Here is a 13,965-nt window from a genome sequence, read left to right on the forward strand (position 1 = left end):
CGAGGCTGTGCGGGATTTTTTTGTCCGTCTCCCCGCCTGAATGCGTCTGGCACCCCGTCCGGGCGCGCCGCATAGACTCATGTGGGGTGATCCCAATGGATAAAAAGGAAATGCTTTCCCTGATGGAGCTCTCGGCGGACGCATACCTTGCCGTGCAGCCGCTCTGCCGGGGCGAGAACATGACGTTTATAGACGACCGCCGCAGCGGCGTGCAGTGCGCCGTACGCCGCGCCGGCTCGACCCTCACCATCGCCTTTCGGGGCACGGACTCCAAGGCGGACTGGCGCAGCAACTTCCGCTTTTGCAAAAAGACGATTCCTTACGACAACGAAGCCTCGCCCATCCGCGTACACGAGGGCTTTCTCTCCGCCTACAAATGCGATGCGGTGCGCGGGCGGCTCCAGCGGATGGTGACGCCGCAGATTCGCCGCATCCGCGTGACCGGGCATTCCCGGGGCGCGGCGCTGGCCGTGCTGTGCGCGGTCGATCTGCAGTACAACTTTCCCGACCGCTGCTTCGAGGTGGTGCTCTTCGGCTGCCCGCGCGTGGGCAACAAAGCGTTCGCGGATTCGTACAACCGCCGCGTCTTCATGACCATGCGCGTGGAACAGGGGGCGGACATCGTCACCAAGGTGCCCCCCGCTGCGTTCGGCTACCGGCACGTAGGCATGCGCTGCCACGTCGGCCCCCGGCGCGCGCGGCCGTTTTCGTTTCTCGACCACCTGCCCAGCCGTTATTACATGGAGATGTTCCGGGAGCTGCCGGAATAACCTTCGCGGGAGGCTGCAGCCTCCCGCGTCTTTTATGCATCATTTGCGGTATCGCGCATCAGGGGGAAGCGAAGCATGACGCGCGTCCCCGCGCCAAGCCTAGATTCCACCGTCACTCCATAGCCTTCCCCAAACCGAAGTCGTATGCGCCGGTGCGGATTACACAGGCCGATGTTGTGCTCCGGCAAATCCTCGCTTTCAAGGCTGGCACGGATCTCGCGCAGCTTTTCCTCATCCATCCCCGCGCCGTCATCGGATATGGATATGCATATATCCCCATTTTCCTGCCATCCCTTTATGTCGATCCGCCTTTTGTTCTGCGCGCCGCGGAGTCCATGGTAAAAGGCGTTTTCAATATAAGGCTGAAGGATCAGGCGGCAGCATACCGCGTCTCCAAGCTCCTGCGGGCAATCCCAATGGAAAATGACCTCGCCCTCATGGCGCATGCTCAGTATTTCGCAAAAACTCTTCGTATGTCTGACCTCATCTTGGAGGAGGACAGGCGCTTTGGGGTCGGAGAGGATGTATCCCATGAAATCCAGCATGTCTTCCACCATGCGCGACACAGGTGCGTCCATGCCTGCAACCTCTACCGCCTTCCAATAAATTGTTCTCAACGTGTTGATCTGAAAGTGTGGGTTGATCTGATATTGTAGCGCCGCATCCTCCAAAATCTTCATCTGATACTTCTTTTCCTTCACCTGCATGGCCATGTACTGATTCACAATTCCTGTCTGCACGATATTTTGTATGATGTAGGTATAGACATTCTGCTGCTTGCGAAGGAACTTGGCAGGCTGTTCGCCTACCTTCGCTTTGTCAATCGCGGACAGAATGTCATAGATGTTCGTGTAGTTCTCCTTCGCAATGCGCCTGGAAAATCCGATGGCGAGCACGATACAGACCGCCGCTACGATCAGGATTACCGTAATAATGCGCTGCTGAACGCCGTATAAGGCGCGGGCGGGTGTCAGCGCCATAAAAGTCCAGCCACTCTGCCTCATTGGAATCCGGTTCACAAACACCGCGGCGCCGTCCATCTCGACCGTGTGCTTTCCTTCTTCCGCCGATTGCATCAGCGCGACGGTTTCAGCAGGAAGCGTCGCCGTTGATGTAATGCAAAACGCCTCGTCTTCCACCACCAGAAAAACTTCCTGTCCTTCATATGGCATCATAGCCCGGATGTTTTGCCTGAGCTTTTCGATGTCGATGTTGATAACCGCCGTTCCTGTGACCGATGAGAGGCCGGAAAATAATCTTTGAAAGACGGTTAAAACCGCCCGGTCTCTTTCATAGTCGTGCATGGCTGGCACTGTACGCTGCATGAGGCGTTTTTCTACCCCATTTCCCGCGTGGCTTACAGCCTCCAGCCATTGGCTGTCACTCCCCGCGTTAATTCCGGTCATGCGGCTTTGGGAAGAATAAAACTTATCGCTCCTGTCCAGGTAGACGTACACGGAATAAATGTATGGGTTCGAGCCGATGATCGATTCGATCGAGTTGTGAAAACTCGCCAGGGCCGACAAATCACCTGCCGTTACGTCGCTTCCAAGCGACATTCGTTTGAGCGCGCGTGCCATCGTGTAATTGGACGAGACGAGCACATTCGCGGAATCAAACGCCTGAAAGATGAGATCACATACCTGCTGCGTCTGGCTGAGCAGGTACGCGTTTTTAATCTGGATGTCCTCTCGCAGCTCGCGTACGACGACTGAATACAATGCGCTTCCCAGAATGAGCACAGGAAGAACCATCAGCGCCGTCAGACGAAACAGATTGGTAAGAAAAAAGCGTTTCAGCATTCTGATTCCCTCAACGTGTTGCGGTGTGTATTCTTTTGATATTCCTTGGGCGTCATGCCCGTCGCCTTCTTGAACACGCGATTGAAGCTTTGCGTGTCGGCATAGCCCAGTTCTTCCGCGATTTCGTGTATGCGGCGGTCCCTGTTCTCCAGCAGCTTTTCCGCTCTGCGCAACTTGACGTCTAGGAGAAAAGCATTAAAGTTCATTCCGCTGCGATCCTTAAAGGTGCGGCTCAGGTATGGGACGCTTACGTGTACATACGCAGCGGCATTTCGCAAATTCGCCGTCGCGAAGTGCTCGCTTACATATTGCTGGGCTCGGCTGACGATATCTTGTTCAACCCGCTCCCGGGCGTCAAGCCGCTCCTTAATCGAGCGCATCAGTTCCATGAGCACGGCCTGTTTCTCCGATTTAAGGATATAACCCGCCACCTGATAGCTAAGCAGCTCGCGCGCATATTCAAATAGGTCGTGACCGCTCAGCACGACGATCGCCATATCCAGATCTTGTGCGCGAATTGCCCGGATTAGCTCAATCCCGTTCATATCCGGCATCTCAATATCGCAGATCATTACATCGATATGTATTCTTTTCATCGTATCCATGGCCTGGGCCCCCGACCCAGCGGTCATCGCCACCTCAAACCCCAGCGATTCCCAAGGGAAAAAGCGCGCATATCCGCTCCGCACATCTCTTTCGTCGTCAACAATCAAAACTTTATACATACCCATCACCCTGTTTTGTGCTATAATAAGCTTATTCGTTTTATTATATAAAACCCCATTATATTCTATACTCTTATTATCATTTTGTAAAGCATAGAAAGAGGGATCATGGCATGCATATCCGACATCTGCGCACCTGCCATCTGCTCAATCCGCTTGGGTTTCAAATCGACCGCCCCGTCTTTTCGTTCACGGTGGAATCCTCCGCCTCCAGGCGGCTGACGCGCTGCCGAATCGAGGTCGCCTATGATCCGGCGTTCAGCGAGCCTGTGTTCGATAGCGGCTGGCGCACGGACATCTCTCCCTGTGCATTTGAAGCAGATTTTCATCCCCAACCGCTTACACGCTACTATTGGCGTGTGAAAGCGACGGACGAAACCGGCGCTTGCGCGGTCTCTGATACGGTGTTTTTCGAAATGGGCAAGGCGGGCACGCCTTGGAACGCGCAGTGGATCACTGCGCCTTCCTGTTCGCATCCGCTCTTTCTCCGGAAATTTTCCCTGCCTTCCGCCAAGATCCGCTCTGCGCGCATCTACCTTTGCGGGCTGGGGCTGTACGAATTGTACGTTAACGGCCGCCGCGTGGGCGACGAATACCTCTGTCCCCATTGCAATAACTACGACCTTTGGCTTCAAACGCAGACCTTCGACCTGACGGACGCGCTCATTCCCGGTCAAAATAGCGTGTCGGTCCTTCTCGGAGAAGGCTGGTATAAGGGGCGTTTCAGTTCGCGCATGCGCAGCGCGCTCTTTGGCGACCAGTATGCCCTGATCGCGGAACTGCACATCGTTTTGAGCGATGGAACCAAAGTCGACATTTCTACGGATACTGCGTGGCGCTTCGCCCCCTCCCCGATTCTTTCCAGCAGCATTTACGACGGAGAAATTGCCGACGCTCGCCGCCTTTCCCTTCTGTCCGATGAAACCTGTTGGCAAAACGCAGCGCCTCTTTCTCTCGGTACCGATCGGCTTGCCGACCGATTCAGTCCGCCCGTAACCGTTCATGAGCGCATTTCTTCGCCGGCCCTCCTTCATACAAAACGCGGGGAAACCGTGCTTGATTTCGGCCAAAATATGGCGGGATGGGTCGAATTCGACAGCGCTCTTCCCGACGGCGGGCATGTCACCTTCCAATACGGCGAGGTCTTACAGGATGGTTGTTTTTATCGTGAAAACCTTCGTACCGCCAAGGCGGAGTACACGTACGTCTCGGACGGCGTCCCGCGCCATGTGCGCCCGCACTTTACGTTTTACGGATTTCGGTACGTCAAAGTAATGGGTGACCTTTACGCTCTCTCGGGGATAAACGCCTGCGTACTCCATTCGGCGCTGGACCGAACGGGATATATTGAGACGAGCGACGCTAAGGTCAACCGGCTTTTTCAAAACGCGCTTTGGGGACAAAAGAGCAACTTCATCGACGTGCCGACGGACTGCCCGCAGCGTGATGAACGGATGGGCTGGACGGGAGACGCACAGGTCTTCGCCCGTACGGCGTGCTATAATATGGACTGCGCGGCCTTTTACCGCAAGTACATGCACGACATGCTGCTCGAGCAGGGGCGTTTTCAGGGGTCTGTTCCCTACATGGTGCCCGAAGTATTCAGGAAGGACATCCGTGGAATCGGCCGCGACGAGATGAGCGTCCATGGCTCCTGTGCGTGGGGGGACGCGGCCACCATCATCCCCTGGACGCTCTATCAGATGTACGGCGACCGCGCGCTGTTGAAGGAGCAGTTTCCTTCCATGACAGCCTGGGTGGAATACATCCGACGCTGCGACGAAGCAGACGGCGCGCAGCGGCTATGGAAGACGGGCTTTCACTTCGCCGACTGGCTTTCCCTGGACAACCCCGACCCAAACAGCTGCGCAGGGGGAACGGATCCCTATCTTATCGCTTCGTGCTATTATTATATCTCCGCCTTTCTCACCACACAGGCCGCCGAGGTTCTTCACGAGGACGAGGCGCACGCGCGATACGCCCGCCTCGCGCAAGAGGTGCGCAGCGCCCTGCTGCGCGAATACTTTGAAGACGGTCAGTTGCGGGTTCGCACGCAGACGGCCGCAGCGCTCGTCCTTTCCCTGCAAATCGTACCGCCAGCCTGGGAGGACGCTTTAATTGCTCTGCTTCGTGAAAAGCTCGCCGAATCCGAAGGTGGGCTAACCACCGGTTTCGTCGGCACGCCGTGCATTTGCCCTGCGCTATCCGCGCATGGCGCCAACGCGTCCGCCTATTCCCTCCTCTTGCGCGAGGATTACCCCAGCTGGCTCTATCAGGTCAATTTGGGCGCCACGACCATTTGGGAGCGCTGGAACTCTCTGCTGCCCGACGGACGCATAAGCAGCACGGGGATGAATAGCCTCAACCATTACGCCTATGGCTCCATCGTCCAATGGATGTATGAGACCATCGGCGGGCTCCGCCCTGCGGCTCCCGGCTTCCGCGCCGCGCTGATTCGTCCCCAGCCAGACCCGCGTCTTTCCTGGGCCGACGTGCGCTACCGCTCCGCCTCTGGCGAGTATCGGGTGGCGTGGCGCTATCACGCCGACTCCATCGTGTACGATCTCACGATCCCCTTTCATTGCAGCGCTGTCTTTATTCCAGGCGCGGCGGTTTTATCCGACATTCTCGCGTTCGACTCGGAGTTCGGCGACGCAATCCGTGAGGTTGGGAAGGGGAAAGAAATTCAACTGGCGCTACAATCCGGCGCATATCGCATTGCAGTACGGCGAAACGCTTAAACGCCTCAAGGCCGGGCATGTGCCCGGCCTTAATCCTCCATTTTCGGGATAAATCGTATGATTTCCTCCGTATTCTGCGGTCCCGTATCCGAATCTTCTACGAGGAGATACGTGCTGGGTGCCTGCGCATAGCTGCTATGCCAGACACCCCTGGGCACGCAGACGGTCTCTCCCGCAGTCAAACGCATCCAGCGGACACTGCCCTCGCCGGATTCTGCGACGCCCACGGCGAGGAGGCCGCCTAACACGACAAACAGTTCGTCTGTGTCCAGGTGCCGTTCGATCCTGCAAGGGCTGTGCAAATGCGGGTAGTTCTCGCTTTGGACGACGGCAGCCCGCCATTGTCGGGTACAAATTTCTGTTTCTTCCGTCCAGCCGCCGTCTGCTTTCAGTTTTTTCATTTTTTATCACTCCTATAGGCAATCCACAGCACTTCGCGCCCCACGTCCAAGGTCATCTTTCTTTCTACGCTTCTGTGGTCCGAACTCAAACGGCAGGCATAAAGTCTTCCACTCAGTTTTCCCGCCGCATACAGCGTATTTCCTTCTTCATTAAGACAAAAACTGATGGGCTCCGGATCGACGTTTATAAAGCCTAGCTTCCGAATTCGCGCCCCTTCTGCCCTGCAAACAACGATGTCATCGGCCCCCCGGTTCGCAGCGTAAAGGTACCCGTCATTTCCAAGCTGAATGTCCGACCCGATGCTATATCCGGCAAAGCCGTCCGGCAGCGAGGATAGAGCGGATTCTAGATGAAGCGTACCGCCGGAACGTCTGAGAGCGCAGATTGCGTTGTCCTCATAAGTGATGCCGTAATACCAGTCCGTTCCCGCTTTGTGCACGAGGTGTCTCAGGTCGTACTGCATTTCGCAAAATCCGGCTATCTGTACGCTCCCCGGCGCATCGAGCGTCATGTAATAGAGCCTTCGTGTATCCGGATGGACGACCGCAAAGCGACGTTCATCCATAAATACGGCGCAATGCGCCGCAAACGCAGTCCTTACGAGCGTATGCCTGCCGGCGCTCTGCCCCTCCAGCTCCCAGCATTCCACCTGCCCGCCGCAATAGCTCGTGCCGATCAGTGTGTTTTCGTCCGGTGAAAGGCACAGGTTACATAACCTCTGATCCGCGGTCAGTCTCACCTGTTCCCGCGGGTGCGCTGCATCCTCCCTTGTAAAGAAAGCCACCTCGCCCGACTGCGTAGCCACGTACATGTATTTGCCGTTGCGCGAAAAGACGAGCGTACGCGGGCCGCCTTTCACCTTGATATCCGCCGCCCGCTCCATTCGTTCTCCGTGTACCCGCAGAACGTGGATACATTCATCCGCACAGGCCGATACATAAACGTACCCCCCGCTCATTTGAGGCCGCTGGTGGCGATGCCCTCCACCAGATATTTCTGTGCCACGAAAAACATAATAATTGGGGGCAGCACGGAAATCAGGCTCATGGCAAACAATTTGTTCCATTGCACGTTGGTGGTCGTATCAAGCGACATACGAAGCCCCAGCGACAGCGTGTACTTGGACACCGAGTTGATATAGATGAGCTGATTGAAGAAATCGTTCCACGTCCACATAAACTGAAACACCCCGGCAGAAAAGAGCGCCGGTACGCACAGAGGCAGCAGTACATATACGAGTGTCTTGAAGCTTCCACATCCGTCGATGATTGCGGCTTCATCCAGTTCTCGAGGCAGACCTCGAAGAAACTGAATCAGGAGGAAGATGAAGAACGGGCCTCCGCCGAACATCGTAGGTACGATCAGCGGAAGGTACGTGTCAATCCAGCCCATCTGGCTGAACATCATATACCGGGGAATGAGGATAACGGAGGCAGGTAGCATCATCGTCGAAATCATCAGCGTAAAGAAGAACGATTTCCACTTGAAATGAAACCGCGCGAAGCCGTAGGCTACGAACAGCGCCGAGGCAAGCGTCAACAGCACGACCGGGATTACGACCTCAAACGTATTGAGGAAAAATCGACCGTATGTAAATTGCCCGCTTCCCTTCCAGCCCTCGCTGAACACGCTGAAATCAAACGAAGCAGGAAGGCCCAGCGAATCGCTGAAAATCTCCTGGTTGGACTTAAAACAGCCCAGCAGCAACCAGATGAAAGGATAAATGAATACGAGGCTTAAAAGGATCAGAACCACATTGAGCGAGAGGCGCTTGCATGCCCGCATAAGCAGTTTTTTGTGTGTCATACGCCTTTTCCTCCATCCTCATAAAACGTCCATTTAGCCGACGTACAGAAGATAAGCGCCGTAAATACGAGGATCACCGCGAACAGCACCCACGAAAGCGCCGAGGCAAAGCCCATCTTGAGTTCCAAAAAGGCTTGTTCGTAGATAAACATGGCGTACAGGTAGGTCGTCTTGATGGGCCCACCAGCTGTCACGATCATGGGGGTTGCAAACTCCTGAAAACCGCTGATGACTTGCATGACGAGGTTAAACAGGACAATCGGCGATATCATAGGCAGCGTGATTTGAAAGAACCGGCGCAGGCGCCCGGCCCCATCGATCATCGCCGCCTCATAGAGATAGTCCGGCACCTGCTTGAGCGCCGCGAGGAAGGTCACCATCGAGGAGCCTACCTGCCACATGGGCAGCAAACAGATGATATATATCGCCGTCTTCGGATCTCCCAGCCACGCGTGCCCAGATAAGCCTAGCGTTGCAAGCAGCGTATTGATAAGCCCCTGTTTGGCGAACATCAACCGCCAAAGAATTCCTACCGCGACCGAACCGCCGACGATAGACGGCAGGTAAAAGAGCGTTCGGAAAACGTTTACCATTTTCAGCTTGTTGTTGAGAAGCATTGCCAGCAACAGCGCTACAATAAGCTTCCCGGGAACCGCAAACAGTACAAATGTCAGCGTCGCCTTGACGGACTTTGCAAAGTCCTTGTGCTTGAAAACTCTTTGAAAGTTTTGCAGGCCGACGTACTTCATACTGCTCAGAAAATTGAAATCAAAAAAGCAGTAGATCAGCGACTGGATCATGGGATACAGCATAAAAATCAGAAAACCGATAAACCATGGGGCGATATACAGCAGGCCTACATCTTGTTTGGAAAAAAAGGCTCTGCGCTGCACCGCAACGGCCGTGCGTCGGGCAACCATAACATCCTCCTCCTGCATGGAAACGTCTCCCTAGAAAAAGCGGGAAGCGGCGCCTAGGACGCCGTTTCCCGAGAAAAATTTATTGTTTCGCCTTAAATTGCGCGATAATCTCGGTGTATTCGTCGACGAGCCTTTGAGCACCCTCTTCCGGCGTTATCTCCCCAAACAGCACCTCATTGGTAATATCGCAGTAGGGCACGTTGAACTCTGTCAGGAAGCCGACCATCGTCGTGTACTTGGACGCAGTTGCCCGACAAATGTCCATTGCTTTCGCGTTGCGCTCGCTGACTAGTCCGGCCTCTGCGAGCACAGCCGCGCCGCCGCTGGTCGGCTGCGAACCGCGGACCTCCTTGAGTGTTTGAATCGCCTGCGGATCATTGTAGAAGTAATTCAGAAAGTCCCGCGCGGCTTCAGGGTGCTTGCAATTCGCGGACACTGTGAGCAGCTGAGTCGGTGTGACGCCGAAACCGGAGTCCTTTGCATCCTCTGCCACCGGGCAGTTGGCCACGTCGACGTTAAATCCCTCCACCTCAAACGATGAAATCGTTGAAGTCATCGCGTGCATCATGCCCACATTGCCTTCGACCCAACGCATGTTTTCAAGTGGGGTCATCGCGACGATCGTTTCGTCCAACGGCTGGAACACTCCCTCATCGATGAGCTCCAAAAAGTACCTGTACGTATTGGCCAGCGTCTCGACCGTAAAGCCCAGTTCATAGTCGTCGCTCACCCAAGGACCGATTCCCAGCTGTTGAAGCACATGGAACTTGAGCACGATGCCAACGGGGGTTGAATCGTCGCCATAAAAACCGCCGAGCAAGTATGCCTCCGAATTCTGCTCGTGGATCTTCCTCCCCCACTCCATCAGGTTATCCCAATTCCACTTCGTGTCGAGCGGAATGCCATACTGCTCAAAAAAGGACGTATTGACCGCCATGATCTGACCGCCGATGCCCGTCGGCAGCGCGCGAAGATGCCCGTCTACCGTACAAACAGATGAGATATAAGCCTGATCAAACCCGGCTGTGTCGATCTGGCCGTTATCGAGTTCGGCAAAGGTTGATCCATCGCCCGCCAGAGGCGCAAACCATTCGGCCACGATCTGTACAATGTCCGGCTCTGTGCCGCTCGCAAGCTGCGTGGTCAGCTTCTGATAATAACCATCGTCCGTGCCGTATTCGGCCTCGATCTTTACGTCCGGGTGCAGCGCCATGTAGTCGTCAATGACCTTCAACGTCGCCTCATGGCGTGCATCGCTTCCCCACCACATAAAGCGAAGCGTTACGGGTCCGTCTTCCGCCGCAGCAAAGCACGATAACGAGGAGAGAAGCAGGACACAAACGAGCGTAAGCGCAAACTTTGCATTTCTTTTTTTCACCTTGACAACCTCCTTAGATGTTTGTATTTGTTAAGTCCATCATAGCATAAGCATACAGGCAGGCCTATCGCAATTTTTGTCAGAAAATACGCTTTTCTTAACGTATCAGCGGTTGAAAGCTACGTATCGTCCGAAAAAATTTGCCGCCGCATCCTTGACAAATGCCCAAACGTCTCGTATGATGTACATGCTGTCATGCTGCCAGGACGGGCCCGGCAAGCCCCGAGCGGATGGCGGCCGATAAAGTGGGCGGAGTGATCCGTCAACAAGGGTGGAACCGCGGAAGGAAACTTTCGTCCCTTGGCGCGCGCGGGCGAGGAAGCCCGCGCAGCCCAAGGCGGCAGAGGGGCCTTCCGCTTTTGTTTTTATTCATATAGAGGAGGGGTACATCATGGAAAAGACGATGGACAAAATCGTCGCGCTATGCAAAAACCGCGGCTTTATCTTCCCGGGCTCCGAGATCTACGGCGGCCTTTCCAACTCATGGGATTACGGTCCGCTGGGCGTCGAATTCAAGAACAACGTCAAGCGCGCGTGGTGGAAGAAGTTCGTGCAGGAGAACCGGTACAACACCGGCCTGGACTGCGCGATCCTCATGAACCGCGAGGTGTGGGTGGCTTCCGGCCACGTGGGCGGCTTCAACGACCCGCTGATGGACTGCAAGGCGTGTAAGGCGCGCTTTCGTGCGGACAAGCTGATCGAGGACTTCACCAAGGGCGAGGAGACGGGCGACGGCTGGTCCAACGCGGAGCTGGAAGCCTACATCGACGGCCACGACATCGTCTGCCCGGTCTGCGGCAAGAAAGATTTCACGGGCATCCGTCAGTTCAACCTGATGTTCAAGACCCATCAGGGCGTCAACGAGAGCTCCGCGACGGAAATCTACCTGCGCCCGGAGACCGCGCAGGGCATCTTCGTCAACTTCCAGAACGTCATGCGTACCACCCGCAAGAAGCTGCCCGCGGGCATCGCGCAGATCGGAAAATCCTTCCGTAACGAGATCACGCCCGGCAACTTCATCTTCCGCGTGCGCGAGTTCGAGCAGATGGAGCTCGAATTCTTCTGCAAGCCCGGCGAAGACCTCGAGTGGTTCAACTACTGGCGTTCCTTCTGCCGCGATTGGCTGCTGAATCTGGGCATGAGGGAAGAAAACCTGCGCCTGCGCGATCACGAGCCGGAAAAACTGGCCTTCTACTCCAAGGCGACCACCGACTTTGAGTACCTGTTCCCGTTCGGCTGGGGCGAACTGTGGGGCATCGCCGACCGCACGGACTACGACCTCAAGCAGCACCAGGAGCATTCCGGCAAGTCCATGGAATACCTGGACCCGGTGACAAACGAAAAGTTCATCCCCTACTGCGTGGAGCCCTCCCTGGGCGCGGACCGCGCGTTCCTCGCGTTTCTGTGCGACGCCTACGACGAGGAGGAGCTCGAGGGCGGCGACAGCCGCGTGGTGCTGCACCTGCACCCAGCGCTCGCGCCCTTCAAGTGCGCCGTGCTGCCGCTGCAAAAGAACAAGCTGGGCGGCCTGGCCACGGAGGTCTACGAGAGGCTCGCGGCGCACTTCATGGTCGATTACGACGAGACCGGCTCCATCGGCAAGCGCTACCGCCGTCAGGACGAGATCGGCACGCCCATGTGCGTGACCGTCGACTTCGACACGCAGGAGAGCGGCATCGTCACCGTCCGCGACCGCGACACCATGCAGCAGGACAAGGTACACGTGGACGACCTCGTCGCCTACATCGAAAAGAAGATCGCGTACTGATGCCGCCGACAAGGCCGCCGTGCGGTGAACCGCACGACGGCCCTTTTCATGGGGAGGGATTCTGTGAAGGAGAGAAACGCTTCCACGCTCTATCGCGTGCTCGCGGTGCTCTTTTCCGCCTTTATTGCGCTCATGTTTGGAAATACGCTGTTCGCTAACATCACCCTATCGCCGCGCTTTGAAACCGGCCGCATGCTGATCTTCCTTGGGTTCGCCGCATGTGCCCTTCTTTTGCTCGCGGTCTGCATCCGGCTGATCCCGCAAACGGCGCTGTGCATCCTCGCCGTCCTCGCCTGTCTGTGCGTGTTTGTTCTGCAAATCTGGTTTACGCGCGCCACCTATACGCTTTACGGCTGGGATTGCGGTTCGATCGTCCTGGGCGCTGGCGAACTGCAGGACGGTTGGCTCCGCGTTCCCACGTACTTTGCGCAATACCCCAACAACGAAGCGCTCCTGCTCTTCTTTGAGCGCGTGTTCTCGCTCTCACATGCCGCTGGGTTTACGAACGATCCGTTGATCGCATCGCTCGTGGCCGTTCTTTTGACCGATACGGCAATCGCGTTTGGTTTCCTGTGCGCACGAAGGCTGCTCTCCCGTGAGGGAGCGTACCTTTACCTCGCGCTGAGCGCTTTCATGGTCGGCATGAACATGTGGGCGCAGGTACCTTACACCGATACCTGCGGCATGTTCTTTCCCCCGCTTTTGCTCTACCTGTGGCTTCGGGTACGCAGCAGCTCAAGACGCTCCTTTCGTCTGGTTCTCTGCTGCCTGATGGGCTTCCTATCGCTTCTCGCCATGAAAACCAAACCGCAGGGCCTGATCCTGTCCATCGCCGTCGTGCTGATCGAAATGACTGCGAACCCCTTTTCACGCGCCAGCGTGAGCAGGCTTGCACGGGGCGGCGCGTGCGCCCTATGTGGGTTTCTCGCCGCCTCCGCGCTTTTCACAGCCTACCGTGACGCGAAGCTTTCTCCCTATATCACGCCGGAGATGCGGGAGCGCTACCAGTTTCCCGTGACGCAGCAGCTCATGATGGGGGTCGAAAAGAGAAAAGTGCAAGGCGGTCTATTTTCTTATGGCGCATGGGACAGCGAGGACGTCTCGTCAACCGCCGCACTGCCTACGCTTAAAGAACGCACTGTTTATACGCTTGGAGAATACGTCCAACGCGTGAAGGATTTCGGCCTACCCGGATACCTGCGCTTTCTTTATGAAAAATCCTGTTGGATCTATGCGGACGGCACCTTTTTTTACGGCGCCATAGACGGTTTTCGCTATACGGGCAAGCCGCCCGTACGCACAAAACTCAGCCGCGTGTTTCAGTCCATCGCTTACGAGGACTTGCCGGGCTACCAAAAGAACTTCGCCTACTTTGCGCAGGGCTTCTGGCTGCTTGCGCTCGCGCTTTGCGTCGTTTCCCTTTGGGGGAAGGAATCGCATGCCCGCGCTTTTGCCGTCGTTCGCCTCGCGCTGCTGGGGCTTACGCTCTCCATCCTGCTCTTCGAGGGACGCTCGCGCTACCTGCTCCTGTACCTGCCCCTCTTTACGCTGATCGCCGCGAAGGGCGCGGAAACGCTCTACGCCACAGCGCTTCGCAGGAAACATTCCGTCTAGGTCCAAAATGGCCCCGCGCTTTCGCGCGAGGCCGTTTTC

General features: G+C 56.2%; 11 protein-coding genes. 4 read left to right on the plus strand and 7 right to left on the minus strand.

The features are described from left to right. Positions 1 to 95 precede the first annotated feature (95 nt). Positions 96 to 770 (plus strand): lipase family protein, encoded by a 675-nt coding sequence (locus C1725_RS16545; RefSeq protein ID WP_102412789.1) that lies wholly within the window; start codon positions 96 to 98, stop codon positions 768 to 770. A gap of 32 nt (positions 771 to 802) precedes the next feature. Here the strand turns inward: C1725_RS16545 and C1725_RS16550 are convergent, their stop codons facing one another. Both C1725_RS16550 and C1725_RS16555 read right to left on the minus strand, forming a co-directional pair. Further along, the gene (locus tag C1725_RS16550) at positions 803 to 2,572 is read right to left on the minus strand and encodes a histidine kinase (RefSeq protein ID WP_102412790.1); all 1,770 of its coding nucleotides are present in this window, start codon (positions 2,570 to 2,572) and stop codon (positions 803 to 805) included. After that, positions 2,566 to 3,297, minus strand: a complete 732-nt coding sequence (locus tag C1725_RS16555) for a response regulator transcription factor (protein WP_346026769.1) — start codon at positions 3,295 to 3,297, stop codon at positions 2,566 to 2,568. The genes C1725_RS16550 and C1725_RS16555 overlap by 7 nt, the downstream gene beginning before the upstream one ends. Positions 3,298 to 3,410: 113 nt before the next feature. Between C1725_RS16555 and C1725_RS16560 the strand changes: the two genes are divergently transcribed. Further along, positions 3,411 to 6,038, plus strand: a complete 2,628-nt coding sequence (locus C1725_RS16560; RefSeq protein WP_102412792.1) for a family 78 glycoside hydrolase catalytic domain — start codon at positions 3,411 to 3,413, stop codon at positions 6,036 to 6,038. A gap of 29 nt (positions 6,039 to 6,067) precedes the next feature. Here the strand turns inward: C1725_RS16560 and C1725_RS16565 are convergent, their stop codons facing one another. From C1725_RS16565 to C1725_RS16585, 5 genes are all read right to left on the minus strand, one after another. Continuing rightward, the gene (locus C1725_RS16565; protein WP_102412793.1) at positions 6,068 to 6,439 is read right to left on the minus strand and encodes a cupin domain-containing protein; all 372 of its coding nucleotides are present in this window, start codon (positions 6,437 to 6,439) and stop codon (positions 6,068 to 6,070) included. Then, complete coding sequence (locus tag C1725_RS16570; protein WP_102412794.1) at positions 6,436 to 7,506, minus strand: beta-propeller fold lactonase family protein; 1,071 nt, start codon at positions 7,504 to 7,506, stop codon at positions 6,436 to 6,438. The genes C1725_RS16565 and C1725_RS16570 overlap by 4 nt, the downstream gene beginning before the upstream one ends. Further along, the gene (locus C1725_RS16575; protein WP_346026770.1) at positions 7,395 to 8,246 is read right to left on the minus strand and encodes a carbohydrate ABC transporter permease; all 852 of its coding nucleotides are present in this window, start codon (positions 8,244 to 8,246) and stop codon (positions 7,395 to 7,397) included. Before C1725_RS16575 ends, C1725_RS16570 begins: the two co-directional genes overlap by 112 nt. Then, positions 8,243 to 9,184, minus strand: a complete 942-nt coding sequence (locus C1725_RS16580) for a carbohydrate ABC transporter permease (protein WP_346026771.1) — start codon at positions 9,182 to 9,184, stop codon at positions 8,243 to 8,245. The genes C1725_RS16575 and C1725_RS16580 overlap by 4 nt, the downstream gene beginning before the upstream one ends. 61 nt (positions 9,185 to 9,245) lie before the next feature. After that, positions 9,246 to 10,544, minus strand: a complete 1,299-nt coding sequence (locus C1725_RS16585; RefSeq protein ID WP_102412796.1) for an extracellular solute-binding protein — start codon at positions 10,542 to 10,544, stop codon at positions 9,246 to 9,248. Positions 10,545 to 10,935: 391 nt separating this feature from the next. Between C1725_RS16585 and C1725_RS16590 the strand changes: the two genes are divergently transcribed. Beyond that, positions 10,936 to 12,312: a glycine--tRNA ligase gene (locus C1725_RS16590; RefSeq protein ID WP_102412797.1), complete on the plus strand. Its 1,377-nt coding sequence runs from the start codon at positions 10,936 to 10,938 to the stop codon at positions 12,310 to 12,312. A gap of 63 nt (positions 12,313 to 12,375) precedes the next feature. Continuing rightward, entirely contained in the window at positions 12,376 to 13,926 is a 1,551-nt protein-coding gene (locus C1725_RS16595; protein WP_102412798.1) for a glycosyltransferase family protein, read from the plus strand. Positions 13,927 to 13,965 lie beyond the last annotated feature (39 nt).

It is taken from the genome of Beduinella massiliensis (assembly GCF_900199405.1).
Taxonomy (GTDB): domain Bacteria; phylum Bacillota; class Clostridia; order Christensenellales; family Aristaeellaceae; genus Beduinella; species Beduinella massiliensis.